Origin of the sequence: Streptomyces sp. NPDC058052 (assembly GCF_042885515.1) — a bacterium.
Taxonomy (GTDB): Bacteria; Actinomycetota; Actinomycetes; order Streptomycetales; family Streptomycetaceae; genus Streptomyces.
In genome coordinates, this window is sequence record NZ_JBHVRX010000003.1 from 394,321 (window position 1) to 420,714 (window position 26,394).

Annotated in this window: 28 protein-coding genes; 12 read left to right on the top strand and 16 right to left on the bottom strand. The window is 72.6% G+C overall.

Annotated features, from left to right (window positions below):
* Positions 1–187: 187 nt before the first annotated feature.
* From ACFVU3_RS06485 to ACFVU3_RS06495, 3 genes are all read left to right on the top strand, one after another.
* Positions 188–1,033, top strand: a complete 846-nt coding sequence (locus ACFVU3_RS06485; RefSeq protein WP_390064193.1) for a helix-turn-helix domain-containing protein — start codon at positions 188–190, stop codon at positions 1,031–1,033.
* Positions 1,034–1,048: 15 nt separating this feature from the next.
* The gene (locus ACFVU3_RS06490) at positions 1,049–1,291 is read left to right on the top strand and encodes a hypothetical protein (protein ID WP_390064195.1); all 243 of its coding nucleotides are present in this window, start codon (positions 1,049–1,051) and stop codon (positions 1,289–1,291) included.
* 339 nt (positions 1,292–1,630) lie between these two features.
* Entirely contained in the window at positions 1,631–2,605 is a 975-nt protein-coding gene (locus ACFVU3_RS06495; RefSeq protein ID WP_390064196.1) for an acyl-ACP desaturase, read from the top strand.
* Positions 2,606–2,631: 26 nt separating this feature from the next.
* Here the strand turns inward: ACFVU3_RS06495 and ACFVU3_RS06500 are convergent, their stop codons facing one another.
* The 8 genes from ACFVU3_RS06500 to ACFVU3_RS06535 form a co-directional block, all read right to left on the bottom strand.
* Positions 2,632–2,886 (bottom strand): WhiB family transcriptional regulator, encoded by a 255-nt coding sequence (locus ACFVU3_RS06500; protein ID WP_390064198.1) that lies wholly within the window; start codon positions 2,884–2,886, stop codon positions 2,632–2,634.
* Between the two features lie 45 nt (positions 2,887–2,931).
* Complete coding sequence (locus ACFVU3_RS06505; RefSeq protein WP_390064199.1) at positions 2,932–4,014, bottom strand: LLM class flavin-dependent oxidoreductase; 1,083 nt, start codon at positions 4,012–4,014, stop codon at positions 2,932–2,934.
* A gap of 4 nt (positions 4,015–4,018) precedes the next feature.
* On the bottom strand, positions 4,019–4,882 hold the full coding sequence (locus ACFVU3_RS06510) for an ABC transporter substrate-binding protein (protein ID WP_390064200.1): 864 nt from the start codon (positions 4,880–4,882) through the stop codon (positions 4,019–4,021).
* Complete coding sequence (locus tag ACFVU3_RS06515) at positions 4,879–5,640, bottom strand: ABC transporter ATP-binding protein (protein ID WP_390064202.1); 762 nt, start codon at positions 5,638–5,640, stop codon at positions 4,879–4,881. Before ACFVU3_RS06515 ends, ACFVU3_RS06510 begins: the two co-directional genes overlap by 4 nt.
* A complete protein-coding gene (locus ACFVU3_RS06520) occupies positions 5,637–6,470 on the bottom strand; it encodes an ABC transporter permease (RefSeq protein WP_390064204.1) in 834 nt (277 codons plus the stop codon). Before ACFVU3_RS06520 ends, ACFVU3_RS06515 begins: the two co-directional genes overlap by 4 nt.
* On the bottom strand, positions 6,467–7,483 hold the full coding sequence (locus ACFVU3_RS06525; protein WP_390064205.1) for an ABC transporter substrate-binding protein: 1,017 nt from the start codon (positions 7,481–7,483) through the stop codon (positions 6,467–6,469). Before ACFVU3_RS06525 ends, ACFVU3_RS06520 begins: the two co-directional genes overlap by 4 nt.
* Positions 7,484–7,660: 177 nt before the next feature.
* On the bottom strand, positions 7,661–8,677 hold the full coding sequence (locus ACFVU3_RS06530) for an ABC transporter substrate-binding protein (RefSeq protein WP_390064207.1): 1,017 nt from the start codon (positions 8,675–8,677) through the stop codon (positions 7,661–7,663).
* 305 nt (positions 8,678–8,982) lie between these two features.
* Positions 8,983–9,126 carry a putative leader peptide gene (locus tag ACFVU3_RS06535; protein WP_390064209.1) on the bottom strand — a complete coding sequence of 48 codons (144 nt, stop codon included), beginning with the start codon at positions 9,124–9,126 and terminating at the stop codon, positions 8,983–8,985.
* A 223-nt stretch (positions 9,127–9,349) separates the two neighbouring features.
* Between ACFVU3_RS06535 and ACFVU3_RS06540 the strand changes: the two genes are divergently transcribed.
* Positions 9,350–10,135, top strand: a complete 786-nt coding sequence (locus ACFVU3_RS06540; RefSeq protein ID WP_390064211.1) for an IclR family transcriptional regulator — start codon at positions 9,350–9,352, stop codon at positions 10,133–10,135.
* Positions 10,136–10,159: 24 nt separating this feature from the next.
* Here the strand turns inward: ACFVU3_RS06540 and ligD are convergent, their stop codons facing one another.
* Positions 10,160–11,230 (bottom strand): non-homologous end-joining DNA ligase, encoded by a 1,071-nt coding sequence (gene ligD / locus ACFVU3_RS06545; protein ID WP_390064212.1) that lies wholly within the window; start codon positions 11,228–11,230, stop codon positions 10,160–10,162.
* A gap of 52 nt (positions 11,231–11,282) precedes the next feature.
* On the opposite strand from ligD, the gene ACFVU3_RS06550 reads away from it, so the two are divergent.
* The 4 genes from ACFVU3_RS06550 (at position 11,283) to ACFVU3_RS06565 (ending at position 15,523) form a co-directional block, all read left to right on the top strand.
* Entirely contained in the window at positions 11,283–12,341 is a 1,059-nt protein-coding gene (locus tag ACFVU3_RS06550) for an ATP-dependent DNA ligase (protein WP_390064214.1), read from the top strand.
* 356 nt (positions 12,342–12,697) lie between these two features.
* A complete protein-coding gene (locus ACFVU3_RS06555; RefSeq protein ID WP_373307825.1) occupies positions 12,698–12,946 on the top strand; it encodes a hypothetical protein in 249 nt (82 codons plus the stop codon).
* Positions 12,947–13,105: 159 nt separating this feature from the next.
* On the top strand, positions 13,106–15,112 hold the full coding sequence (locus ACFVU3_RS06560; protein ID WP_390064322.1) for an MDR family MFS transporter: 2,007 nt from the start codon (positions 13,106–13,108) through the stop codon (positions 15,110–15,112).
* A gap of 51 nt (positions 15,113–15,163) precedes the next feature.
* Positions 15,164–15,523, top strand: a complete 360-nt coding sequence (locus ACFVU3_RS06565) for a hypothetical protein (protein WP_390064216.1) — start codon at positions 15,164–15,166, stop codon at positions 15,521–15,523.
* Positions 15,524–15,664: 141 nt separating this feature from the next.
* Here the strand turns inward: ACFVU3_RS06565 and ACFVU3_RS06570 are convergent, their stop codons facing one another.
* Positions 15,665–16,111: a YchJ family protein gene (locus ACFVU3_RS06570; RefSeq protein ID WP_390064218.1), complete on the bottom strand. Its 447-nt coding sequence runs from the start codon at positions 16,109–16,111 to the stop codon at positions 15,665–15,667.
* A 102-nt stretch (positions 16,112–16,213) separates the two neighbouring features.
* On the opposite strand from ACFVU3_RS06570, the gene ACFVU3_RS06575 reads away from it, so the two are divergent.
* Positions 16,214–17,557: a 6-phospho-beta-glucosidase gene (locus tag ACFVU3_RS06575; protein WP_390064219.1), complete on the top strand. Its 1,344-nt coding sequence runs from the start codon at positions 16,214–16,216 to the stop codon at positions 17,555–17,557.
* A gap of 160 nt (positions 17,558–17,717) precedes the next feature.
* Here ACFVU3_RS06575 and ACFVU3_RS06580 read toward each other — a convergent pair whose 3' ends face one another.
* The 3 genes from ACFVU3_RS06580 to ACFVU3_RS06590 form a co-directional block, all read right to left on the bottom strand.
* Positions 17,718–18,536 (bottom strand): SAM-dependent methyltransferase, encoded by an 819-nt coding sequence (locus tag ACFVU3_RS06580; protein WP_390064221.1) that lies wholly within the window; start codon positions 18,534–18,536, stop codon positions 17,718–17,720.
* A 74-nt stretch (positions 18,537–18,610) separates the two neighbouring features.
* On the bottom strand, positions 18,611–18,847 hold the full coding sequence (locus tag ACFVU3_RS06585) for a DUF397 domain-containing protein (RefSeq protein ID WP_030495614.1): 237 nt from the start codon (positions 18,845–18,847) through the stop codon (positions 18,611–18,613).
* On the bottom strand, positions 18,848–19,723 hold the full coding sequence (locus tag ACFVU3_RS06590; RefSeq protein ID WP_390064223.1) for a helix-turn-helix domain-containing protein: 876 nt from the start codon (positions 19,721–19,723) through the stop codon (positions 18,848–18,850). It abuts the gene before it with no gap.
* 215 nt (positions 19,724–19,938) lie between these two features.
* On the opposite strand from ACFVU3_RS06590, the gene ACFVU3_RS06595 reads away from it, so the two are divergent.
* Genes ACFVU3_RS06595 through ACFVU3_RS06605 form a run of 3 tightly spaced genes read left to right on the top strand, consistent with a single transcriptional unit; the run spans position 19,939 to position 21,651 of the window.
* Positions 19,939–20,478, top strand: coding sequence for an ATP-binding protein (locus ACFVU3_RS06595; RefSeq protein WP_390064225.1), 540 nt, complete (start codon positions 19,939–19,941; stop codon positions 20,476–20,478).
* 5 nt (positions 20,479–20,483) lie between these two features.
* Positions 20,484–20,906, top strand: coding sequence for a hypothetical protein (locus ACFVU3_RS06600; protein WP_390064227.1), 423 nt, complete (start codon positions 20,484–20,486; stop codon positions 20,904–20,906).
* A gap of 34 nt (positions 20,907–20,940) precedes the next feature.
* Positions 20,941–21,651, top strand: coding sequence for a class I SAM-dependent methyltransferase (locus tag ACFVU3_RS06605; RefSeq protein ID WP_390064228.1), 711 nt, complete (start codon positions 20,941–20,943; stop codon positions 21,649–21,651).
* Between the two features lies 1 nt (position 21,652).
* Here ACFVU3_RS06605 and ACFVU3_RS06610 read toward each other — a convergent pair whose 3' ends face one another.
* From ACFVU3_RS06610 to ACFVU3_RS06620, 3 genes are read right to left on the bottom strand one after another with little or no spacing between them, the layout of a single operon-like run.
* Positions 21,653–23,713: an Hsp70 family protein gene (locus tag ACFVU3_RS06610; RefSeq protein WP_390064229.1), complete on the bottom strand. Its 2,061-nt coding sequence runs from the start codon at positions 23,711–23,713 to the stop codon at positions 21,653–21,655.
* Positions 23,710–24,477: a hypothetical protein gene (locus ACFVU3_RS06615; RefSeq protein ID WP_390064231.1), complete on the bottom strand. Its 768-nt coding sequence runs from the start codon at positions 24,475–24,477 to the stop codon at positions 23,710–23,712. The genes ACFVU3_RS06610 and ACFVU3_RS06615 overlap by 4 nt, the downstream gene beginning before the upstream one ends.
* Entirely contained in the window at positions 24,477–26,279 is a 1,803-nt protein-coding gene (locus tag ACFVU3_RS06620) for a hypothetical protein (RefSeq protein ID WP_390064233.1), read from the bottom strand. The genes ACFVU3_RS06615 and ACFVU3_RS06620 overlap by 1 nt, the downstream gene beginning before the upstream one ends.
* Positions 26,280–26,394 lie beyond the last annotated feature (115 nt).

Sequence of the window (26,394 nt, forward strand, 5' to 3'; positions counted from 1 at the left end):
CCTGTACGTGGGGGTGCTCTGCACACGGTCGCGGTCGCCCCGTGTGAGACTTGCGCTACCGACCGTAGCGCAGAAGCGGAGCACGGTGCTACTACTTGCGGGTAGTGGCGCTGTTTCCGGACACGGGCGAACAGCGGCGCGGGAACCGGGTGGCAGGGGGCCGCCCGGCAGCACGAGGGAGATCGGCATGCCACCCAGGAGCAGCCCCACCGCACGCCAGCAACGGCTCGGCGCCGAGCTGCGCAAGCTGCGCGAACAGTCGGGCATGTCGGCCCAGCAGGCCGCCGCCCTCCTCGGCGTCGACCGCACCCGCATCCCCAACGTGGAGTCCGGCCGCTTCGGCATCAGCCCCGAGCGGGTCCGGACCCTGGCCTTCAACTACGGCTGCCCCGACACGGCCCTGGTGGACCTGCTCGCCACCATGGCCCAGGAGCGGGACCGCGGCTGGTGGGAGGAGCACCGCGGACTCCTGCCGCCCGCCCTCCTCGACATCGCCGAACTGGAGTACCACGCGGCAGAGCTGGCGACCGCCGTCACCACCCACGTGCCCGGCCTGCTGCAGACCGAGGAGCAGGCGCGGGCGGTCTTCGACACCGCCGTGCCGCCGCTGCCCGAGCCGGACCTGGAGGCCCGGCTCGCCCTGCGGCTGCGGCGCCAGCAGATCCTGGACCGGCCGGTGCCGTACGAGGCCGTGATCCACGAGGCGGCGCTGCGCATGCAGTTCGGCGGCCCGAAGGTCGCCCGGGCCCAGCTGGAGCACATCCTGGAGCAGTCCGAGCGGGCCACCGTCACCGTACGGGTCATCCCGTTCGCCGCCGGGGGTTTCCCGGGAGCGGGCCAGTCGTTCACCTATGTGTCCGCGCCCGTGCCGCAGCTCGACACCGTCCAGCTCGACTCCTCGCACGGCTCGATGCTCCTCGACGCCGACATGAAGCTGCGCCGGTACCAGGGCCTGCTGGAACGGCTGCGCGGGCTCGCCCTGTCCACCGCCGACTCCCGCGCGTTCGTCCGCTCGACAGCCCAGGACCTGTGAAGGACCCGCCACACCATGCCCGACACCATGAACGTCCCGACGCCCGCCACCCCCGTGACCACCTCCGCGGTGGAGATCGCCTGGGGCGACGCGTTCTGCAGCGAGGGGGCCAACTGCTTCCGGTTCGGCCTCGACGACGCCGGCAAGGCGTACATCGGCTCGACGCTCGCCCCCGGCGAGTACGTCAGCGACTCGGTCGAGGCGCTGCGCGCGCTGATCTCCGCGGTGAAGTCCGGCGCGGCCGACCACCTCCTCTGACGCCCGCCCCGCCCCTCCTCCGGACGGCCGGGCTCTCCCCTCCGGCGCGTCCGGCCGCCCGACCGGGCACGTCAGGCCGCCCGGTCCGGCTCGTCCGACGATCCGCTCCGGAACGGCCCGATCGTCTGCTCTGAGTAGCCGATCAGTTGTTCACGGGTGACCGGCCCGCACGTGACCTGCGTCTCTTTTGCGGACCCGAGCTGCGCACATAACGGAACGTAACCGGACATCGTTCGAGAGGGGCTTGGTCGGCGCCTTACGGAGCCTTAACCTACGGTCTCGTAACCTACGAGTCCGTAGGTAGTTCCGTTTGCCCTTTCTCCGTCCCCAGGAGTCCCCGTGACGCTCACCTCTCCCCACCTCGGCAGCTCGGCAGGGTGGACCGACGCGCGCTTGCTGTACGCGCTGGAAGAGGTGGTGGAGAAGGAGCTCAACCGGCACCTCAAGGTCGTCAAGGACTGGATGCCGCACGAGTACGTGCCGTGGTCGGACGCCCGGAACTTCCCGGGCTTCTTCGAGGACGGCGAGCCCTGGGACCCGACCCAGTCCCCGGTCACCGACATAGGGAAGACCGCCCTCGTGGTCAACCTCCTGACCGAGGACAACCTGCCGAGCTACCACCACGAGATCGCCAGCCTCTTCGGCCGCGACGGCGCCTGGGGCACCTGGGTGCACCGCTGGACCGCGGAGGAGGGCCGGCACGGCATCGTCATGCGCGACTACCTGCTCGCCTCCCGCGCCGTGGACCCGGACAAGCTGGAGCAGTTCCGGATGTCGCACATGAGCGAGGGCTTCGAGTCGGACAACCGCCACTCGATGCTGCACTCCGTGGCGTACGTCGCCTTCCAGGAGCTCGCCACCCGCATCTCGCACCGCAACACCGGCCACCAGTCCGGCGACCCCGTCTGCGACCGGATGCTCGCCCGCATCGCGCTCGACGAGAACCTCCACATGATCTTCTACCGCAACCTGCTGAAGGCCGCGCTGGAGATCGCCCCCGACCTGTCGATGCAGGCCGTCCGCGACGTGGTGGTCAACTTCCGGATGCCCGGCCACGGCATCCCCGGCTTCGAGCGGGCCGCCGCCCAGATGGCGATCGGCGAGATCTACAACATGCGCATCCACCACGACGACGTCCTGGAGCCGGTGCTGCGCCACCTGAAGGTCCTCGACATCACCGGCCTCGGCCCCGACGGGCTGCGCGCCCAGGAGGAGCTGGGCCTCTACATGAACGGTCTGGACTCCGAGGCCGCGAAGTTCGACGCGAAGCTCGCCGCCCGCAAGGCCCGGATGGCCTCCCGCGCCGCCGGCTGAGCCCGCGCACTCCCCCCGGGGGCGGTTCAGGAGCCCTGCGTGCGCCTGAGCCGCCCCCGCTCCTTCTCGGAGAGCCCGCCCCACACCCCGAACCGCTCGTCGTGCGCGAGCGCGTACTCCAGGCAGGCCACCCGCCCCTCGCAGGCTCCGCAGAGCATCTTGGCCTCGCGGGTGGAGGACCCGGGGGCCGGGAAGAAGAACTCCGGTCCGGCCTGGGCGCACAGGGCGTTCTCGCGCCAGGAGAGGTCGGGGGCGGTGAGCACGTCGGTATCCGTCTGCATGCCCCTACCGTGCCGCGCGGGCGTAAACGCGCCCTCAACGTTCGATCAATGGCGCACGCCCAGCGCCGGCAGCACCGTCTCGGCGACCCGGTACGCCTCCTCCAGCAGCGGGTTCCCGGACAGGATGAAGGTGTCCACGCCGAGCTCCCGGAACTCCTGGAGCCGCTCCACGACCTGCGCCGCGGAACCCACCAGCGCCGTGCCGGGACCGGGCCGGAAGAGGCTCATGCCCGGCCACAGGTTGGGGTACGTCTCCAGCTCCCGGGCGCGGGCCGGCACCCGGCCGCCGTGCTGGCGGAACTGCCGCTGCCAGCCGACGCCCTCCTCGCCCTCCCGCTCGCCGAGCTGACGGGCGTACGTCGCCTCGCTGGTCACGTCGAGGAGCCGGTCGGCGGCGGCCCATGCCTCGTCCTCCGTGTCGCGGACGACGAGGTGGAGCCGCAGCCCGATGCGGAGGGTCCGCCCGTGGGCGGCCGCCCTGGCCCGCACGTGGTCGAGCTTCTCCTTCAGCAGGTGCGGCGGCTCGCCCCAGGTGAGATAGACGTCGACGTGTTCGGCTGCCATCTCGATGCCGGGGGCGGAGGAGCCGCCGAACCAGAGCGGCACGTGCGGCGCCTGGACCGGGCGCAGGTCCCGGAAGGAGGCGCCCGCGTTCCTCAGGTCGTAGAACTTCCCCTGGTGGTCGAAGACCTCGCCCGCGGTGAGCCGCTTCACGATCGACCAGTACTCGGCGCTCAGCTCGTACCGCTCGTCGTGCCCGACGTGCAGCCCGTACTCCCGCAGGGACGCGGTCGAGCCGTTGACGACGTTGAAGCGGAGCCGCCCGCCGAAGAGGTTGTCGAAGGTGAGCGCCGTCTTGGCGAGCAGGGTGGGCGAGATCAGGCCGGGGTGGACCGCGAGCAGCGGCTTGAAGCGGGTGCTGGTGGCGGCCGCGAGCGCCGAGCCCAGCGGCCAGACGTCGTAGAGGTCCGTGGCGAGCAGCGCGCCCGTGTAGCCGAGGCGTTCGACGGTGCCGGCCAGGTGCTGGAGGTAGCCGAGGTCGACGGGCCTGCGGCCCTCCGGCTCCCAGGGGTAGGCGCCTTCGCGCGGGATGATGTACCAGAGGACTTCGGGTGCCGGGGTGGTCATGGGATCAGACCTTCCGGGGCAGGGCGTCCGCGACGGTGACCGCGCGGTCGATGAATCCGGTGCGGTGGAAGACGTCGGCCGCCCGCTGCTGCTCGGCGACGAACTCCTCGGTGACGTCCTCGATCGTCCACGGCAGGGCCCGCAGCGCCGTCTCCCAGTCCTCGGCGGTGCCGCCCTGGTCGGCGGCGGCGATCGCGGCGGCCTCCCCGGGGTGGTCGGCGGCCCAGGCGTCGGCCCGGCGCACCGCCCTGACCAGCGCCTCGACCAGCTCGGGCCGCTGCTCGGCCAGGTCCCGGCGGGTGAAGAAGACGGACCGGTCGGTGATCACGTCCCCGGTGCGGACCAGGGTGCGCAGCCCGCCCGCGCGGCGGGCCGCGGCGAGCTCGGCGCCCTGGGCGACCCAGGCGGTGATCTCGCCGGAGCGGAGCTTCGCCTCGCTGCCGGCGCCGCCGCGCACCGGGGTGATGTCGGTGGCGTAGGACAGGCCCGCGTCGTCCAGGGCCTGGGCGACGAGGTGGGTCTGCCAGGAGCCGATGGCGAGGTGGACGGTGCCGCCCGCGAGGTCGGCGACGGTGCGCACCGGGCTGTCCTCGGGGACGAGGAGGGCGCCGTGGTCGGGCCGGGGCGCCGAGATCGCGGCGTAGACGATGTCGTGGCCGGCGGCCTGGGCGGTGACGGGCGGGGTGGAGCCGGTGCCGCCGAAGTCGATGGTGCCGTCGGCGAGGAGGGCGCCGGTGCGCACGCCGTCGGTGTACGCGTACCAGCTCACGGTCTCGCCGAGGGCGGCGAGCTCCTCCTCCGCGTAGCCCAGGCGGGAGAGGTGGTAGAGGGACGGGTTGCTGCGGTGGACGCCGAGGGTGACGGTCATGCGGAGAACTCCTTCTGCGGGGCGGGGACGCCGGCCGTGCGGGGGCCGGCGGGGGTGACGGTGGCGGGGTGGACGCCGAGGTCGGCGAGGAGGCGGCGGCGCAGGGCGACCACCTCCGGGTCGCCGGGGTCGCGGGGGTGGGGGACGGTGACGGGCTCGTCGGTGACGAGCCGGCCGTCGCGCAGGACCGCGACGCGGTCGGCGAGCCGTACGGCCTCGTCCACGTCGTGGGTGACGAGCAGGACGGCGGGCCGGTGGATCCGGCGCAGTTCGCCCACGAGGTCCTGCATCCTGAGCCGGGTCAGCGCGTCGAGGGCCGCGAACGGCTCGTCGAGCAGCAGGAGTTCCGGCTCGCGGACCAGCGCCCTGGCCAGGGCCACCCGTTGCGCCTCGCCGCCGGAGAGCGTGGCCGGCCAGGCGCCGGCGTGCCGCTCCAGGCCGACCTCGGCGAGGGCCCGCAGGCCGGTCTCCCGGGTGGCGGCGCCGCGCGGCAGCCCGACGGTCACATTGGCGAGGACCTTCTTCGAGGGGATGAGCCGGGGCTCCTGGAAGACGATCGTGCGGGCCTCGGGGACGAGGACCTCTCCCCCGTCGGCGCCGTCGAGGGCGCCCAGGATGCGCAGCAGGGTGGTCTTGCCGCTGCCGCTGGCGCCGAGCAGGGCGACGAACTCGCCGCGCCCGAGGGAGAGGTCGAGGCCGTCGATGACGGCGCGGTCCCCGAAGACCCGGCGCAGGGCCCGTACGCGTACGGCGGTCATCGTGTCGTCCCTCCGGGTCCGGCGGTGCGCCAGGGCATGAGGATCCGCTCCAGTCCGCGCACGAGGACGTCGGCGGTGAGGCCGAGGAGTCCGTAGACGAGGATGCAGACGGCGAGGATGTCGGTGCGGGCGTAGCTCTGGGCCTGGGACATCAGGTAGCCGATGCCCGCGGTGGCGTTGATCTCCTCGGCGGCGATGAGCGCGATGACGCTGAGCGTCATGGAGAGCCGCAGTCCGGCGAGGAGCGAGGGCAGCGCGCCGGGGAGGACGACCTGGCGGACGATCGCGAGCCGGCCGAGGCCGAAGCCGCGCATCGCCTCGACGAGCTTGCGGTCGGTGTTGCGGACGCCGCCGCTGGTGGAGACGTACATGGGGAAGGTGGTGGCGACGGCGATGAGGAGGATCTTCGCGGTCTCGTTGATGCCGAACCAGACCATGAAGAGCGGCACCAGGGAGAGGAAGGGGATGGTGCGCAGGGTCTGGAGGGAGGAGTCGAGGAGTTCGTCGCCGAGCCGGGTGAAGCCGGTGGTGATCCCGAGCGTGAGACCGGCGGCGAGGCCGATGACGAGTCCGGTGCCGGAGCGGGCGAGAGAGGTGGCGAGCGCGTCCTGCAGCTGCCCGTCTCCCCACAACTCCGCCACCGCGTTCAGCACTTGTTCCGGAGAGGCGAGGACGTCGGGGGTGAGGAGGCCGGTGGCGGACGAGACCCACCAGAGGACGAGCAGGGCGACCGGGCCGAGGGCGCGGACGGTGAGCGCGTACGTCCGGGAGCGGGGCCGGAGGACGGGCGGGCGGGGCGCGACGAGGCCGGGGGCCGGGGGCGCCGTCACGAGAGGGTCCCGACGTCGAGGAGATGGGCGGCGATGTCGACCGTGCCGGGCGTGACCTTCTGGTCGGCGTAGAAGCGGGCGACGGTCTCGAAGCGGGCGACGTCCTCGGGGCCGATGGGGTCGACGGTCCCGCCCTGGCGGGTGAAGTCGATCTGCACGTCCCTGGCCCTGCCGGTGACGGCGGTGGGGCCGGCGTCGGTGAAGACGTTGAGGTAGGCGGCCGGGTCCTTCCGCTCCTTGGCGCTGTTGTCGTGGAGGTAGGCGTAGAGCGCCTTCACGATCGCCGGGTGCTCCTCGGCGAAGCCGGAACGGACGGCGTTGAGGCTGTAGTTGTCGGATCCGATCGCCTTGCCGTCGGCGAGGAAGCGTGCCTTGCCGCTGCCGATCTCGGCGACGGCGTAGGTGGACCAGACGGCCCAGGCGTCGACCTGGCCGGCGTTGAAGACGGCCGCGGTCTGGTCGGGCCGCAGATAGACCCGCTCCACCTCTCCGGCCGGGATGCCCTCCTCGGCCAGCGCCTTGAGGAGGAGGTACTCGCCCGTGCCGCCCTTGTTGACGGCGACCTTGCGGCCGACGAGGTCCTGGAGGGAGTCGATGCCGGACCCCTCGCGGACGAGGATGCCCTCGCCGACGGGGTCGGGGTCGGTGGCGGTGAAGAAGGCGAAGCCGGGGTTCTGGGCGAGGGAGGTGATGCCGGAGGTGATGGAGCCGGTGGCGAAGTCGAGCCGGCCGGCGTTCATCGCCTGGGCGGCGGGCGCGAAGGGGCCGGCGCTGCCGGTCCAGGCGACCTTGGCGCCGACGGCGGCGAGGGCCTTGTCGAGGCTGCCGTCCCGCTTGCCCCGGGCGAGGACCCCGGCGTTCCCGGGGTCGGGGATGCGGACGGTGACCGTGCCGCCCTTCGCCCCGCCGCCCCCGCCGGAGGCGGAGTCGGCCGCCGGGTCGGCGCCGCAGGCGGTGAGGGTGGTGAGGGCGGCGAGGGCCGCCAGAGCGGTGAGGGTGGCGAGTGGGCGCATGGCGGTCGTCCTTGGTGGGCGGAGAGGGGGCGGAGGGTGGAGTACGGGATGGGGCGGGGTGCAGTACGGGGGGTGGTGCGGGGTGGTGGTGCGGGGGCGGAGTACGGGGTGGTGGTGCGCGGGCGGAGTACGGGGGGTGCGGGTCGGAGTGCGGGGGGGGTGGTGCGGGGTGCGCGGTTACGCGGCGGGGCCCGGGGACGTCGTGGCCGCGAGGAGCTGGTGGGCCCGGCGCAGCGGCTCGGGGTCGGCCCAGGCCCGGACGTCGACGGCCTCGGGGAGGAAGCCATGGGCGCGCAGGGCCGCCTCCTGCCGGGCCAGCAGGTCGAGCCGGGCGCCGGAGAGGTCGGGGTGGAGGGTGCGGTGGGTGCCGGCGCGGTAGGCGCCCGCGACGCCCTCCACGCCCGCGCCGGTCTCCGCTCCGAGGATGCGGGCGACCTCCTCCGGCTCGCCGGCGGCCCAGTCGGCGGCCCGGAGCAGGACGGCGAGGAAGCGGGCCACCAGGTCGGGGTGCCGTTCGAGGAGCTCCCGGTGGACGGTGAGGGGGCGGGGGGTGCCGTTGTTGACGCGGTGCGCCGGGTCCGGGAGGGCGTCGAGCTCGACGGCCACCTCGGCGCCGGCGCGGCGGGCCGATTCGACGGCCAGGGCGCCCTTCACGTACACGGCGTCGGCCTCGCCCCGGCGCAGCGCGTCGAGTTCGGCGGCCCACTGGCCGGTGTGCCCGGCCGCGGGGACGTCGACGAGCCGGGCGTCGCCGAGCCCGAGCCCCGCGGAGGCGAGGGCGCCCTCGAAACCGCGGAGCGCCATGGCCCGCCAGAAGTCGATGGGCACGTCGTGCCGGGGCACGGCGAGCCGCAGCCCGCGCAGGGCGGCGGCACCGCGGACCGGGGAGCCGGGGGCGACGAGGACCACCTGGCGCTCCTCGATCCAGGTGAGGCCGACGAGCCGGGTGTCCTGGCCGCGCGAACGGGCCCACAGGGCCGGGACGTTGCCGCCCTCGCGGAAGAGGCCGGGGAGGTCGTGGGTGTAGTGGGTGGCGCGGTCGGCGCCGGGGTCGGCGTCCTGGAGCGAGCGGACGGCGATGCCGTCCGGCGCGAACTCGGCGGCCAGCCAGCCGCGGTCGGCGGCCACGCCGGTGGCGGTGGGGACGGGGCAGCGGGTGAACCAGAGCGTGCCGGGCACGCGGGCGTCGGTCATGAAGGCGTCCAGGGGTGGAGGGGCGGGAGGGAGCGGAGGGGAGCGCGGACCCGCGTCCGGGCACGGCGCTCCGGCGGCGGGGTGTGCGGGGGCCGTCGGTGCGTCGGTGCGTCCTTGCGTCCGTGCGTCAGGTTCGGCGGGTTCCCGACCGTCGGTGCGCCGGGTTCGGCGGGTTCCGCGTGCTCGGCGTGTGCCGGGGGCGGTGGACCCCCGGGCCCGGCGCGACCGGAGGCGCGGCGGGACGGAGGCGGGGCCGGGGGCGGCGGGGCCGCGGCCCCGGGGTGGGGCGCGGGGCCCCAGGGGCGTCAGCCCAGGCGACAGACGGGCCGGCGGGCGGGGCGACAGCCGGTGCCGGTGACCCGCGCCAGGTCGATGTGGCGGCGGCGGGTCAGCCCGAGGAGGGCGGGGGGAGCGGCGGTGGCGCGCGGCGCCGTACGGCACGTGTTCATGGCGGACCTGCTCCCTCCGGTGCGTTCCCCGGCGCGCTGCTGCGGCGCCGCGTTCTCCTGCGGTGTGGCCGGAACCATGACACGTCGGTCCGGCTCGTCACAACTCGCTTCCCATGATGTGGGATTGCACATGAACGGCGTGTTTCCTCCCGCCCGGGAGCATCGATCCCGCTCCCATCATGTGGGAGCGTGGGGCGACGATCACCCGGGGGGAGCGAACTCCATGACCACCGAGGCCGAACCCGTACGGCCCCCGGCGGGCGCCCAGGCGGTCCGCCGCGCGCTGGACGTGCTGCACAGCTTCCACGACAACCGGCCGGACCTGAGCGTCTCCGACCTGGCACGCCGGCTGGGGCTCTCCACCTCGACGGCCCACCGGCTGGTCAGGACGCTGCTCTCGGCGGACTTCCTGGAGCAGGACGCCCGCACGGCCCGCTACCGGCTGGGCCCCGCCGTCACGGAGCTGGGCCGGCTCTCGTACCACCAGCGGGGACTGCATCTGGCCGCGCCCGAGCTGGCCGACCTGGCCGAGCGGACCGGCGCCACGGCCGACCTGGCGCTGCGCAGCGGCCCGTACGCGGTGATCGTGGCGGGCGGCTCGGTGACGCCGAAGGTGGGGCTGCGCCGGCCGCTGCACTCGACGGCGCTGGGCAAGGTGCTGCTCGCCTGGCCCCGGGCGGGTGAGGCCGGGCCGCGGGCACTGCCGCCGCTGCACGCGTTCACGGACCGGACCATCGTCGAACCGGGCGCGCTGGACAGCGAGTTGGCGCGGGTGCGGGAGGCGGGGCACGCGCTCAACGACGAGGAGTCGGCGCGCGGGGTGCGGACGGTCGCGGTGCCGGTCCTGGAGCGGGCGGGTCACGCGCGGTTCGCGCTCGCGGTCCGGGCGACGCCGGAGGTGATCACGGACGCGCGGCTCGACTGGTTCCTGGCGCAGGCGCGGTCCTGCGCGCGGGCGCTGGAGGTGCTGCTCCTGGCCCCGGCGGAGCGCCGGGGCCCGGACGCGTAGCCTCCACCGCCGCCCGCACCGCCGTCAGTCCTTCCCGTCAGCCGTCCCGCCGCCCTCCCCGCCGCCCTTCCCTTCCCCCGCCTCCTTCTTGGCCCGGCTGGGCTGCACGCGTTTCGGCTCGCCGGGCATCTTCGGGTACTCCGGCGGGTAGGGCAGGTCGCCGAGGTCGTGCTCGGCCTCGTCGCGCCGGGCCAGTTCGAGCAGCGGCTCCAGGTCGAAGCGCTGGTCGTCCATGTCCGCGTGCACGTCGCCGAGTTCGGCGTACCGGGCGGGCATGGTGCGGATGTCGAAGTCCCGCGGCACCGCGTCGTCGATCTCGTCCCAGCGCAGCGGCGCGGAGACGGGTGCGTGCGGCCGGGGGCGGACCGAGTAGGCGGAGGCGATCGTGCGGTCGCGGGCGGTCTGGTTGTAGTCGACGAAGATCCGCTCGCCGCGCTCCTCCTTCCACCACTTCATGGTGACCCGGTCGGGCATCCGCCGCTCCAGCTCCCGTCCGCAGGCGATGGCGGCCCGCCGGACCTGGACGAAGGTCCAGTCGGGGCGAATGGGGACGAAGACGTGGAGGCCCCGCCCGCCGGAGGTCTTGGGCCAGCCGCGCAGCCCGTACTCGTCGAGGACGGCCCGCAGTTCGTGGGCGGCGCGGACGGCGTCGGCGTAGTCGGTGCCGGGCTGCGGGTCGAGATCGAGGCGGAGCTCGTCGGGGTGGTCGGTGTCGCCGCGCCGCACCGGCCAGGGATGGAAGGTGACGGCGCCGAGGTTGGCGGCCCAGAGGACGGCGGCCGGCTCGGTGGGGCACAGCTCGTCGGCCGAGCGGCCGCTGGGGAAGGTGATGTGCGCGGTCGGGATCCAGTCCGGGAGGTACTTCGGGGCCCGTTTCTGGAAGAACGACTCCCCCGTCACCCCGTCGGGGTAGCGCTCCAGGGTGGTGGGCCGGTCCCGCAGGGCGCGCGTGACGCCGTCGCCGACGGCGAGGTAGTAGGTCACCATGTCCAGCTTGGTGTAGCCGGGCTCCGGGAAGTAGATCTTGTCCGGGTTGGAGACGCGGACGGTGCGCCCGCCCGCCTCCAGTTCCACCGCTGCCGTCTTGCCTGCCATGGGCGCCACCCTAGGGCTCGCCGACACTTGCCGCATACCGGACAATCGAGCCATGGATCTGCCGGTGATGCCGCCCGTGAAGCCGATGCTGGCCAAGGCCGTGAAGAAGATTCCGCCCGGGATGCAGTACGAGGCCAAGTGGGACGGCTTCCGGGCGATCGTCCACCGCGACGGCCCCGAGCTCGTCATCGGCAGCCGCACGGGCAAGCCCCTCACCCGCTACTTCCCCGAACTCGTCGAGGCGCTGCGGGAGCGGCTCCCGGAGCGGTGCGTGGTGGACGGCGAGATCGTCATCGAGCACGGCGGACGGCTCGACTTCGACCGGCTCACCGAGCGCATCCACCCGGCCGACTCCCGGGTCCGGATGCTCGCCGAGGCCACCCCGGCCCGCTTCGTCGCCTTCGACCTGCTCGCCCTCGGCGACGACGCCCTCCTCGACACCCCGCTGACCGGGCGCCGCGAGGCCCTGGAGCGGATGCTCGACGGCGTCACCGCCCCCGTCCACCTCGCCCCCGCCACCCGGGACGCCGAGCTGGCCGCGCGCTGGTTCGAGCAGTACGAGGGGGCCGGTCTCGACGGGGTGATCGCCAAACCGCTCGACCTGCCCTACCGGCCGGACGCCCGGCTGATGTACAAGATCAAGCACGAGCGGACCGCCGACGTCGTCGTGGCCGGATACCGCCTCCACAAGAGCGGACCCGTCGTCGGCTCGCTCCTCCTCGGGCTGTACGACGACCGGGGCGCCCTCCAGCACGTCGGCGTCTGCGCCGCCTTCACCGCGAAGCGCCGCGCCGAACTGGTCGAGGAGCTGGAGCCGCTGCGGATGGACCCGCCCGACGGGCACCCGTGGGCCGCCTGGGCGCAGGAGGCCGCGCACGAGGGGGCCCGGCTGCCCGGCGCGCCCAGCCGCTGGTCCGGGAAGAAGGACCTGTCGTGGGTGGCGCTGCGGCCCGAGCGGGTCTGCGAGGTCGGCTACGACCACATGGAGGGCGACCGCTTCCGGCACACCGCGCAGTTCAAGCGCTGGCGCCCGGACCGCACCCCCGGGTCGTGCGGGTACGGGCAGCTGGACGAGCCCGTCTCGTACGACCTGTCGGACGTGCTGAGCTGACGATCGTCCCGGTCCCGACGCCCCGGCGCCACGTGATTTCCTTCACACCACGAGCGTCGTCCCGGGGCTTGCGCCGCGCCCGCCCGGCCCCGCCGCCGGCCACCGCCGGCCGCGATGCGCAGGGACCGTGCGGAAAGCCGGACCGGCGCCGTGCCCCGTACCTGCGGGAACGCCGGCGCGCGCGATCATCCGGTTCCGAGGGTGCCACCGGGTGCGCCCGCGCACTCCCGGCGGGCCGGGCGCCCCCCGTCGCACACCGGCGCGGGAGCCGCGCCGGAACCGCTCCAGGCATCCGGTACGTATGGAGGTGAGAGCCCTTCCCGTCCACCCCCACGAACCGCTAGGACTGACCCGTGATCGCCTCGCCCTCCCCCCTCGTACCCGTCCCGATCCCCGACCGCGTGGCCGCCCTCATCGGCTCCTGTCTGCCCGCGCACGTCCTCCAGGCGGAGATCGAGGCGGACTGCGCGGCGCGCGAGGTCTACCGCTTCCGCGGCCCGCTCTGCGCGGAGGACCGGGCCGACCGCGAGCACGCGCTGGCCGCACTCGCCCGGGCCAACAAGATCCTGGCCAAGCACCACCCCACGCTGCCCGTCCGTCCCTGACGGCGTCGCCCGTTCGGCCGCACCCCACGGGCAGCGGCGGCGGCGCGGTGTGACGCTGCGAAGGTGACCACGACCAGCGACGCAGCACCCGCCGCCCCGGCCGCGCCCGCACCGCCCGTGCTCGACGGGCGCCGCCGCAACATCGTGTTCGGCACGATCATGCTCGGCGTGCTCCTGGCCGCGCTCGACCAGACCATCGTCGGCACCGCGCTGCCCACGATCGTCGCGGACCTCGGGGGCGCCGCCCACATGTCGTGGGTCGTCACCTCCTATCTGCTCGCCGAGACCGTGGCGACGGTGCTCGTCGGCAAGTTCGGCGACCTCTTCGGCCGCAAGGTGATCTTCCAGATCTCCGCCGTCATCTTCATCACCGGCTCGTTCCTCTGCGGCCTCGCCACCAACATGACCCTGCTGATCGTCTGGCGCGGCCTCCAGGGCATCGGCGCCGGCGGCCTCATGGTCACCTCGATGGCGCTGATCGCCGACGTGATCCCGCTGCGCGAACGCGGCAAGTACCAGGGCGCGATCGGCGCCGTGTTCGGCGTCTCGACCGTCATCGGGCCGCTGCTCGGCGGCCTGTTCACCGACCACGCCAGCTGGCGCTGGGCGTTCTACGTGAACGTGCCGATCGCGATCCTCGTCGTCATCGCCGCCGCCCGCACCATCCCCTCGGTCCGCTCGGCGAGCCGGCCGGTCATCGACTACCTCGGCATCGCGCTGGTCGCGGTCGGCTCCAGCGCCCTGATCCTGGCCACCAGCTGGGGCGGCAACGAGTACGCGTGGGGCTCCGGCGTCATCATCGGCCTCTTCGCCGGCGGTCTCGTCGCCCTCGGACTGTTCTGCTGGGTGGAGTCCCGGGCGGCCGAACCCATGCTGCCCATGCGGCTGTTCCGCAACCCCGTCTTCACCGTCTGCTCGGTGCTGAGCTTCGTCGTCGGCTTCGCGATGCTCGGCGCGATGACCTTCCTGCCGACCTATCTCCAGTACGTGGACGGGGACTCGGCGACGGTCTCCGGCATCCGGACCCTGCCGATGGTCGTCGGCCTGCTGATCGCCTCCATCTTCAGCGGCAACGTCGTCAGCAAGACCGGCCACTACCGGATCTTCCCCATCGTCGGCTGCGCGGTGATGGGCGTCGGGCTCTACCTGCTGTCCCTGATGGACGAGAACACCGGCACCTGGCTGGAATCGCTGTACATGTTCGTGCTCGGCGTCGGCATCGGCCTCTGCATGCAGGTCCTCACGATCGCCGTGCAGAACACCGTCGACTACGCCGACCTGGGCACCTCCACCTCCGGCGTCACCTTCTTCCGCACGCTGGGCAGCGCCTTCGGCACCGCCGTCTTCGGCACGATCTACACCAACGCGCTGGGGCCCAACCTCACCACCGGGGTCGCCGAGGCGGCCGTCCTCGCCCGCCAGGCCGGGTTCGACCCGGCGGCGGTGGCGACGGCCGCACAGAGCCCGCAAGGGGTGCACGGGCTCCCCGACGGCATCGCCGCACCGATCGTCCGGGCCTACGCCGACACCCTCCACACCGTCTTCCTGTGGACGGTCCCGGTCGCCGCCGTCGGCTTCGTCGTCGCCCTCTTCCTCAAGCAGGTGAAGCTCCGCGACACGGTCCGGGAGGCCGCCCCCGACATGGGCGAGGGCTTCGCCTCCCCCACGAGCAGCGGCGACTCGGCGAAGCTCCTCGAACTCTCCGTGGGCCGGCTGCTGCGCCGCATGGACATGGACACCGCCCGGCGGATCGTCGCCGGCTCCGACACCCGCCTCGACACGGCCGGCGCCTGGGCGGTCATGCAGGTCGAGCTGTACACGCGGACGGTCGGCCACGCGAGCCTCGGGCTCATCGCGGCGAGCCGGCGGCTGCCGCCCGAGGTCATCCTCCCGGCCTTCGACCGGATGGTGGACGAGGGCTTCCTCACCCGGGACGGCAACCTCCTCTCGCACACCCCGGCCGGCGCCCGCGAGGCGGAGATCATCACCCACGCCTGGGGCGACTGGCTCGCCGACCGCCTGGAGCGGGAGCGCGGCCGGCCCAGCGGCCCCGAACTCCGCGCCGCCGCCGACGCCATCGCGAAGAAGGCCGTGGCGGAGGACCTCTCCACCGGCCTCCCCGCGGGCCGCGCGGAGGACCGGGCGGCGGTCGCCTCCGGGCGGTGACGGCCGGGAAAACCGCTGTTCCGGCCGGACGCCGTCCCCGAGGATCGGCCCATGAGCCTTCTCGTCCACACCTTCGTCCTGGCCCCCGACGGCACCGAGGAACTCCTGGAGGACCCGCCGAACGGCAGGGACCTCGCCGGCTTCGAGAGCACCCGCGTCCGGCTGTGGGGCTCCGCCGGGATGCGCGCCCTCGGCACACGGTTCTTCCCGCGGCTCGACGGCGACGACCTCCGCGTCCTGCCGGAGGAGGTCGGGGACTTCCTCGCCGAGTGCGAGGCGGTCCGCCCGCACCTGCCCGCCCTCGCCGAACAGGGCGGCTACGAGCCCCACTACGTCGCCGCGCGCTTCGACCACATCGTCGCCGCCGCCCACCGCGCCCGGGAGGTCGGCGGCGGCGTCCTCGTCTGGTAGACGCCGCCGGTGACCGTCCTCCGGGACGTCGCCGTCGGCCGGTGCCGGTCGCCGGGGAAGTCACCGTCGGGCCTGTGCCGGTGGTCAGGGACGTCACCGTCGGGTCGGTGCCGGTGGTCGGGGACGTCGCCGTCGGCCGTGTCAGTCGTCGAGGAACTCGCCGTCGACGTAGACCCAGGCGCCGTCGTGGCGGGTGAAGCGGCTGCGCTCGTGCAGCGAACCGGCCCCGCCGCCGTGCGCGTACCGGGCCCGGAAGGTGACCGTGCCCCGCTGGTGGAAGGGGGTGCCGTCGGTCGTGTCCAGGATCTCCAGACCCGTCCACCGCATCCCGGGGTCGAGGTCGAGAGCGGCGGGCCGGGTCCCGGGGGCCCAGGTGCGCAGCAGGTAGGCCGCGTCGTGGACGACGAAGGCGCTGTAGCGGGAGCGCATCAGCAGTGCGGCGGTGGGCGCGGTGGCCCCCGTACCGGCGTGGAAGCGGCCGCAGCAGGCACCGTACGGGGCGTCGAGCCCGCAGGGGCAGGGCGAGTCCGCGGTGACCGGGGCGGGCGCGGGCGTGCGGGGGCGGGGGCTGGTCTTGCGTCGGGACATGCGGTCATTCTCCCCCAGCGGGTGCCCGGGATACGGACGGCGCCGTGGACGCCGGGGCCGGTTCGGGCCGTCCGGCGGGGGTGTCCGAGTAGCGTACGGACCATGCGACTGACGATTCTCGGAGGCGGCGGGTTCCGGGTGCCGCTGGTGTACGGCGCGCTGCTCGGCGACCACGCCGAGGGGCGGATCACCCACGTCACCCTGCACGATCTCGACGGGGACCGGCTGACGGCCATCGCGCGGGTCCTGGCCGAACAGGCCGAGGGGGTGCCGGACGCGCCCGTCGTCACGGCCACCACCGATGTCGACGAGGCGCTGCGCGGCGCGGACTTCGTCTTCTCGGCGATCCGGGTCGGCGGCCTGGAGGGCAGGGCGGCCGACGAGCGGGTGGCACTGGCCGAAGGGGTGCTGGGGCAGGAGACGGTGGGCGCCGGCGGAATCGCGTACGGCCTGCGGACCGTGCCGGTCGCGGTCGCCCTGGCCCGCCGGATCGCCGCGCTCGCCCCGGACGCCTGGGTCATCAACTTCACCAACCCGGCGGGGATGGTGACGGAGGCGATGTCCCGGATCCTGGGCGACCGGGTCGTCGGCATCTGCGACTCCCCCGTCGGCCTCGGCCGGCGGGTCGCGCGGGTCCTCGGCGCCGACCCCGACCGGGTGTGGATCGACTACGTGGGCCTCAACCACCTGGGGTGGCTGCGCGGTCTGCGGGTGGACGGCCGGGACGAGCTGCCGCGGCTCTTCGCGGACGAGGCGCTGCTGGGCTCCTTCGAGGAGGGGAAGCTCTTCGGCACCGAGTGGCTGCGGTCGCTCGGCGCGGTCCCCAACGAGTACCTGCACTACTACTACTTCAACCGGGAGGCCGTCGCCTCCTACCGGGGCGCCGCGAAGACCCGGGGCGCCTACCTGCTGGACCAGCAGGCCGACTTCTACGCGGAGGCCGGCAGACCGGAGGTCCGCGCCCTGGACGCCTGGCACCGCACGCTCGCCGACCGGGAGGCGACGTACATGGCGCACAACCGGGAGGCGGCCGGGGCCGGCGACCGGGCGGAGGAGGACCTGGAGTCGGGCGGCTACGAGAAGGTGGCGCTGGCGCTGATGCGCGCGATCGCGCGCGGCGAGCGGGCCACGCTGATCCTCAACGTGCGCAACGGGACGACGCTGCCCGGGCTCGACGCGGACGCGGTCGTCGAGGTGCCGTGCCTGGTGGACGCCAACGGCGCCCGCCCGGTGGCGGTGGACCCGCTGCCGTACCACGCCATGGGGCTGGTGTCGGCGGTGAAGGCGGTCGAGCGGGAGGTGCTGGCGGCGGCGGAGAGCGGTGCGCGGGCGGACGCGGTGAAGGCGTTCGCGCTGCACCCGCTGGTCGACTCGGTGGGCGTGGCCCGCCGGCTGCTCGACGGCTACACGGCGGCGCACCCGGGGCTGGCGTACCTGCGGGGATGAACGCGGAAAGGCCCGTGGAGCGGACTCCACGGGCCTTTCCGCCGGTACGAGGCGTACACGTACCCGGACGGGTACGGCTACGCGTCACGGGTACGGCTCCGCGTCACGGGGCCGGCTCCGCGTCACAGGGCCGGCTACGCGTCACGGGGACGGCTACGGATCAGGGCTTGCGTGCCACGGCGGCCCAGCCCGGGATCGGCTCGTGGCCCTGGACCGCGACCGGCTCGCCCAGCTCGGGGTGCCACTCGGCGGTGAGCGCCACCCCGGGCTCGACGAGCTCCAGGCCGTCGAAGAAGGCGGCGAGCTCGTCGCGCGAGCGGGGCCGCAGGGTCAGACCGCGGGCCTTGTACATGCCGACGGCCTTCGCCGCGCCCTCGGGGTCGAAGTCCCCGGTGACGTGGGAGAGGACCAGGTAGCTGCCCGGGGCGAGCTGGTCGACGAGCTTGCCGACGATGTCGTGGGCGCCGTCCTCGTCGCCCAGGAAGTGGAGCAGGGCCAGCATCGACAGCGCGATGGGCTGGTCGAAATCAAGGACCTTTCCGGCCCTTTCGAGGATGGTCTCGGGGTCGCGGGCGTCCGCCTGGATGTACTCGGTGGCCCCCTCGGGGGTCGAGCGCAGCAGGGCGGCCGCGTGCGCGAGCACGATCGGGTCGTTGTCGCAGTAGACGATCCGGGACTCCGGCGCGGCCTCCTGCGCGATCTGGTGCAGGTTGGGCTCGGTCGGGATCCCGGTGCCGACGTCGAGGTACTGGCGCACGCCGTGGGCGCTGAGCCAGCGGATGGCGCGGTGCATGAAGGCGCGGTTCACCCGGGCCATGTCCCGGCCGCGGGCGTCGACGGTGAGGAGCTGGCGGGCCATCTCCTCGTCGACGGGGTAGTTGTCCTTGCCGCCCAGGAACCAGTCGTACATCCGCGCCGGGTGCGGCTTGCTGGTGTCGATCCGTATGTCGCTCCGCGCGGAAGCGGGTTCCTGGGTCATCGGCTCTCCTGGTCGGGACGAACGGGTGGCGCTGCTACAAGAGTTACGTGACGGTAGGGGTGCGACGGAAGGGGTCAGGTGAGCAGAAAGTCAGCCTGACCGGATTTGGCTCCCGCGATGAACGCGGCGATCTCCCCGTGGGTGTAGATGAGAGCGGGTCCTTCAGGGTCTGCGGACTGTCGCACGGCGACCCTGCCGTCGGCCAGCTTCATGGCCTCCACGCAGTTGCCCCCGTTCCCGCCGCTCCAGGGCTTGTGCCATCCCTCGGCACCGAGCTCCGCGGCGGGCATGCCGTTGTATATGCGATCCATTCACAGCTCCTTGCGGAGATCCTTGAGGATCTCCTTCGTGCGTTGTGCAGTCGCGGCCTGCGCCGCCATGCGGTCCATGACCTCCAGGTGGGACGCCACCTCGGGGCGCGCGTCGAGGTAGACGGCGCCGGTCAGGTACTCGCTGTAGACCATGTCCGGGAGTTCGGGCATGGCGAAGCGGAAGAGGACGAAGGGACCGTACGTGCCGGGGTGGTGGCCGGACGCGAACTCCGCGATCTGCAGGGTGACGTTCGGCAGCTCGGACGCTTCGAGCAGCCGGTCGAGCTGGTCGCGCATCACCTCGGGCCCGTCGCCGACCGGCCGGCGGAACACCGTCTCGTCCATGATCACCCAGAACTTGGGGGCGTCCTCCCTGGTCAGCAGGGACTGGCGCTCCATCCGCAGGGCTACATGCCGATCGATGTCCTCTTCCCGCGCGGCGTCACCGCCGCCGCCGACCGCTCCGCTGCGCAGAATGGCGCGGGCGTACCCCTCGGTCTGGAGCAGACCGGGGACGAACTGGGGCTCGTAGGCCCGGATGAGGCTCGCGGCCCCCTCCAGGCTGACGTACATGGAGAACCAGCCGGGCAGCACGTCGTGGAACCGCTGCCACCAGCCGGGCAGGTTGGCCTCCTCGGCGAGGGCGACGAACGCCTCCGCCTCGGGGTCGGTGATCCCGTAGGTCTTCAGCAGCAGCTGGACGTACGGGATCTTCAGCGCGACCTCGGCGGTCTCCATGCGCCGGACGGTCGCCGGGGCGACGTGGAGGACCTTCGCGGCCTCCTCGCGCTTCAGGCCCGCGCGCTCGCGCAGATCCTGGAGACGCCGGCCGAGGACGACCTGTCCCACCGTGGGGGCGGACCGCGGCTCGCTCACTCTCAGACCTCCCCGACGCGCTGTTTCGATGAGTGTGCCACGAGACCCGGCCAGAGAGAACACAGCACTCTGCAATTTCCAGAGTGCCACTTGCCAAGTGTCCGAGTCAGGAGGACAGTGTTCCGGTGAACCAGTACACACTGCCGCCGGTGCGCCCCCGGGCCCCGGCGACAGCGACGTACGGCAGCCCTGCCCACTGTTGTGAGGAACCGGTCGTGGCTTCTGGTAACGCGCAGCCCTCAGGTCTCATGAGCTCCCGAGTCATGGCCCAGCGCCCGCAGCCCCGCCACGATCCCGCCCACCACGACCCCCGGCACCGCGATCCCCACCACCGCGAACCGCTCCACCGCGACGCCCTCCACCGCTTCGCCTTCGAGCTGCCCGCCCGCACCGAGTCCGTCAGCCGAGCCCGCCACCTCGTCGAGGAACGGCTGATCCTCTGGGGCCGCGGGCCCGAGATACGCGACACGGCCGCCCTGGTCGTCTCGGAACTGGTCACCAACGCCGTCCTGCACACCGCGAGCAGCCGGATCGTCTGCGAGCTCCGCGAGGGCGCCGAGGCGCTCCGCATCGCCGTACGGGACGAGGGCGGCCCCGCCGGCCCCCGGATACGCGACTGCGGCGCGGACGAACGCGGCCGCGGCCTCCTCATCGTCGACGCGCTGTGCACGTCCTGGGGCGCCGAGCGCACCGGCCACGGCACGGCCCAGATCGTCTGGGCGGAGCTGCCCCACTCCCTGGGAGAGCCATGCTGAAGTCCATGGCGACCCTGCTCGTCCCCCGCGCCCGCCGCTCCCCGGAGAACGGCCGCGGCCCCGCCGTCACCGCCACCCGCCTCACGGTCCCCACCGGCCTCTCCACCGGACTCGGCTGCGACGCCGTCGGCGTCCCCGCCCGCTTCGGCTTCAAGATCCTCTCCCGGCTCCCCGCCAAGGGCTGCGTGTACGCCGACACCGACTGGTGGTGGTGGCTCGTCCCGGCCGGCTCCGACCTCGACCTGGTCTGGCCGCTGCCCTCCTGCTACGCCCGCGGGGCCGAGATCCCCGACCGCGGCCCGCGCCTGATCCACCACCCGGACGGCACCTCGCCGTACACCCCGCCGATCCCCCTCTACCTGCTGACCTGCCAGCTCACCGGGATCGCCCCGGCCTGGCCCGTTCCGCCGGTACGCAGCGCGCTCTGACCGCCGCGGCCCCCGCCTGCGTAGAGTCGGTGCCATGTTCACCCCGCAGGGCCCGACCCTCCGCGAACTGACACGGCAGGCGCTCTCCTCGGTCGAGCACGGCTACGACCTCCTGGCGCCCAAGTTCGACGCGACCCCGTTCCGCACCCCGGACCGCGTCCTCACGGCGGTGGCCGGCGCACTGGAGGACCTGGGCCCCTTCGCCTCCGGCCTCGACGTCTGCTGCGGCACCGGCGCCGGCCTCCCCGTCCTCCGCTCGGTCTGCGCGGACCGCGTCGCCGGAGTCGACTTCAGTGCGAACATGCTGGCCGAGGCCCGCCGCCGGCACCCCACCGCGACCCTGGTCCGCGCCGACGCCCTCGCCCTCCCCTTCGCCCCGGTCTTCGACCTGGCGGTCAGCTTCGGCGCCTTCGGCCACTTCGTCCCCGAGGCCCAGCGCACCCTCTTCGCCCAGGTCCACGCCGCCCTCCGCCCCGGCGGCACCCTCGCCTTCCCCCTCCCGGCCCCGCCCCCGGTCGGCTCCCGCACCTACTGGACCCTCTGGGCCTTCGACACCGCGATGCGCCTCCGCAACACCCTCTGGCGCCCCCCGTTCGTCATGTACTACCGCACCTTCCGCCTCGCGGACGTCCGCACCCGCCTGGAGGAGACCGGCTTCGAGGTCACCCACCTCCCCCTCCCCACCCTCGGCACCCGCCCGGACGACAGCCCGAACTGCCGGCTGGTGGTGGCGCGGAAGGTCTGAACTACTCCACCAAGATCCAATCCCTGTCCGCTCGCGCGAGCTTCACGACCCGTCCCTTCTCGCTGAGCCATGGATGGGGCAGTCTGAACCTCGCCATGTCCTCCATCGACACCACCACGGCTCCGAGCTGCTCCGCGACGTCCAGCACCGCTACCGAGGCCGTGGACGGGACCGTGATGAATCGACCTTCCGCCACCCCACGCTCCAGGATGTGGCGATCCTCGTGCTCGATTGCGTCGACCACGGCGGTGCTGAGCACGGTGACCACGCTGTGCTCGGGAAAACGCCGCTTGATTGCCGTCAGAGCCGACCGGAGCAGGCGCAGACTCGGCGGCCTCCGTGACGAGGCGGTGCGCCCGGCATTGACGATGCCGTGGCCGTCCACCACCACGCGCAGCGCCGGCTGGTGTGCGTCCTCCTCGCTCTCGGGCTCAGGCGCAGGGGCGGACGCTGTCACAGCCGCCTCCTCCGACTGTCGAGCCGCGGGGGCCGGCTCCTCGATCCGGCGCAGCAGGCGCTGCAGCTCACGGTCGAGTCCTTGGGCCAAGGGCGTTCCGTCGGGGCCGAAGCAGTCGAGCTCCTGGTCGAGGATGATGGTGCCGCTGTACCTCAGCTTCGCGCGGACCTTGAGAATTCCACTCCTGTCGTAGTGGTAGTCCACGTCGAAGGTGTTGCTGGACGGATCCGCGTTCGGTCGGGGCACGGAGAGCTCCAGACGGGCGAGAGGGAACGTCCTCTCGTCCTCGGCGGCCTTCTCTCCGTCTCCCTCCACGATCTCCAGAACGACCTTCTGGGCGCCTTGCCGGGCCGGCATGGCGCTGCGCGATCCTCGGGCGGGCAGCGTCGAGTACCGGGGAATCAGCGTGGCAAACCCCCGCTGGCTCCCCGCCGCGAAAGACAGCCCGAGGTCGTGACTGGTGGCGACGGAGATCGTGGTGTCGGGCACCAGCCCGTCGATCTCCGCAGCGGTGATGGCCGCGCCTCTGGCCACTGCGGTCATGGGGTTGCAGAGGCGGGAGTCCACCACGGGGCGGCCGAGGACGTGCTCCACCTCTCTGCGCACCAGCGGAATCTGCGATGTGCCGCCGATCATGAGGACAGCGTCGATCGCCTCCGGTCCCATGGCCACGTCGTGCAGGCATTCCTGGAGGGGAATAAGTGCCTGGCGCACCAGCCCGGTGACGGCCTGCTCGAATTCTTCACGGTGAATGACGACGGGCGGGTACCCGCCCATGGGCTCGAAGAGGATCCGGTCGGTGTCCGGCTGTGACAGCGCGATCTTCGCCAGCTCCGCGTGCCGCCGCCAGCGCCGTGCCTCGGCCCGGCTCAGGCGCTCAGGTCGGGTGCCGAGCTTGGCGAAGGCCAGCTTGACCAGTTCTTCGTCGAACTCGAGTCCTCCCAGAGCGGAGATCCCACGGGAGGCCACCTCGTCGAAGATTCCGTCGTAGTGCTCCAGAACAGTGACGTCGATGGTGCCGCCGCCCCAGTCGAACACCAGGAAGCAACCCTCGCCCGGATAGTCGTGGGCGTAGCTGATCGCCGCCGCGGTCGGCTCGTTGATCAGTGCCTTGACCTTGAGCCCGGCGAGACGCGCGGCGGCCCGGGTGCGGTAGCGGGCGGCACCGGTGGCGTTCGCGGGGACCGTGACGACCGCCTCGTCCATCTCGCGCAGGTTCCGGCGAACACCGGCACGCATCTGGTCGAACAACGCGGCCGCCACCGTGGTGCTACGGAACGGTTCGTCACCGATCCAGAGCTCGTACTCCTCGGGTACTGAAGCGGTGGAGGACAGATCGTCGGATCCGACGGAGCGAGGCCGAGAGGCGAGCATCCGCTTCACGGCTTCCTTCGGATCCGTCGTCTCGCACTTGGCGGACCAACCGAAGCACAGCGTGCGCTGAGCGTCGCGCAGCGAGACGACGGAAGGAAAGAGTTCGTCGAAGCCGGGCCGGTTCCACTCGGCCGGCAGCCCCGCGTTGTCCAGCCGGATGACTTCCGTCCCGTGCCCGTTCCATCGCGCGACGACGGAGTTGCTCGTGCCGAAGTCGATTCCGTACGTCACCCGGCGCTCCCGTCCGCGGTCTCCTCGGGAACGACACGCCGGCGCATCTCGCCCCGCTGGACGATCCGCCCGCTTCTGGAGTCCACGTACGCCGGCGCCAGGACCTCGAACCCCTCACTGGTGAAGTCGCCCTCCGCCTCCAGCACGTTGAAGGTCTCCGGATCGGGGGTGGTGATGCGGCGGAGACCTGAGCGGCCCATCTCCGCGTCTATGCGCAACTGGACCGCAGAGAGGTCACCGGTCGTCTGCGCGGTTCGGTCGATCAGTGCGAGTTGCGCGAGGTGCTCCTCGTGCACACGTGTCGCGTTCAGCACTGCGGTGCGCAGCGCGTCGTCCACGGCGGCCTGAACGGCCTGCTGAACCAAGGCACCCATCTTGCCCGCCGTGGACTGGGCACCCGCGATGGCTGCGTCGAGTTCTTCGGTCAGCCTGGTACTGACGATGTTCGCCGCCTTGGTACCGGCTTTCAGAGCCGCCTGACCGACCTTGTCGGCGATCTTCTCGCTGATCAGACGGAACATGACCTCGGGGTCCGAGCGAGGGTCCACGAGCGAATCGCGCTCCGCTCCGGCGGCTTCACGAGGCTTCTGCCCCTGGCCGCCCCTCGCCTCGTGGCGCTCCGGCATCTGCGGTGTCCGCTCATGCGACGACGTCGTCCGCCGAGCGGCCCCGCCGGGCTGATACCCCCTGCCGCTCTCGAACACGGGGTTGATCGTCTTTCCCTTGCGGGGCGGCTTCTGCGCACTCTTCTTCTGTGAAGACATCAGTGGTCGTTCCTCATCCTCATGGCACAGCGTTCGATGATTTCCCTCGCTGCCTCGGCGGCGGTCCACGACCATTCCTCTTCGGTACCGGGGGCTGAACGGCGCTCCATCGGCCGGGCAGGCGGTCGGAGAAGGTCTCCGCGTTCTTGTGGCACTTGGGTGAACCGGTCGTCGAGCGGCAGTCGGTACAGCTCTTCTGCTGGTTGACCTGATCTCCGCGCCGTCTCATGACGCTGGATCCGGTCCTTGGCACCGTTGATGTACTCCAGTTGCCCTGGTGTCACTCCCCTGCGCAGATCACGCCAGCCTTGACGCCACGCAGACGATCCATGCGAGACACCGAGGGCCAGGTACGGGTTGAGAACGTCGTGCGGTCGCTCCCGTTGCCTGAGTGTCTGCAGCAGCATGCTCGAAGAACGCAGCCTGCTCCGCGTGTCGCCCGAGACGCCTCCTGGTGAGGATCTACCGCGGTGCAGAACGTCTTCGAGAAGGCCGACCGCCCGATCGAGCCGGTCCCGCTCCCCGGGGCGCGCCGAGAGGAAATGCAGATACGCCTGAACAGCCCGCGCTTCACGGTCGGCTCTCACAGCCGCGCCATGGCCCGTGTCGGACCGGAGGGCAGCGGCCTGGTCGGCCACGTTTCGCAGCGTCTCCGATGCCCTGTCCGGGTCGCACGCCAGGCTCTGATGGGCCTCGTCCAGAAGTCGATACATCAGGCGGACTCCGGCCCAAGCATGAAAGGCGGTTCTCCCCGAGATCGAACGCCCAGGCGGCAGACACTGCTCCATCAGCCCGAACAACGACCGTTCCCGTCCCAGCCAGGCGTCCACGGCCCCGCCTCGCCTGAGGGTACGGAGGCCGTCGACCAGACGCACCAGATCCCGTGGGAGCAGTGGCGGGTTTCGTGGGGCAAGCTCGTCAAGAACGGAAGCGTCGCCCCGCGCGAGGGCCGAGCGCAGACTCCATTCATCATGTCCGGTAGGGCCCGGCTCCAGGCGGCCGCCGGCCCACAGCGTGCGGCGACGTGCCTCACCCTCCCACTGCAGAGCCAGGAGCTCAGCATCAGCGAGCTCTTCCGGCTCGACACGGGCGATGATGTGACGCACACGGTCGGTGCGCGGAATCCAGGAGTGTGGCGCCTCTCGCCTGGTCAGCACGCCGCGGTCCAGAAGGTCGTCGAGTACGGGCAGCGGAAGAGCCTCGGCCAGACGCTGCCAAGCAGCCGTCGAGAGCACTGCCTTCCCCCTGGCCTCCCGTGCTTCCAGATGCACCTGCCAACGGTCGATGCACTCCGGCTCGGTGTCCGGCGCGGGCAGGCGATCCGTGCCGAGCGCATCGGCCCGGTCGAGTTCGTCAGGTGTCAGGAACGAGACTCCCGCAGTGGTCAGTTCTGCGAGATGCCTCAGCGCGGGCAATGCCTCCAGCGCTTCCAGCGCATTCAGCACCCGCAGACGCAACTCGGCCTCGACGGCCGTGCCGGACCCGACTGCTGCCGTCCCGATGAATCCCGGGTCGATCCCCGCTTCGACGGAGATCCGTTGCAGCACGTCTGTCACGCGTGCGCTGAGCTGCAAGGGTTGACGCCTGGTCAGCGGATCGACAGCCCGCGACGGTCGAACAGTGGTCGTGTCGCCGGCCGGCGCGGCGACATCGGCGGTCCGATCGGGAACGACCGGACGTCGCCGTGCCCTCAGCTGGGGAATGAACCCGCTCTCACGTGCACGTCGATAGACCTCGCGTCGCTCGAGTTCCGCTCGGCGCAGAGTCTCGTCTCCCGCTGCGGTGGAAGATTCGTTCGTCAAACCGCATTCCCCCATGCCCGACTCTCGTCGCCCCTACCAACGGGATCAGACGGCCCCACGGGCGAGCTCGATCGTATTCTCTGTGAGCACTGTCTGTTGCGAGAAGCCCGATGCC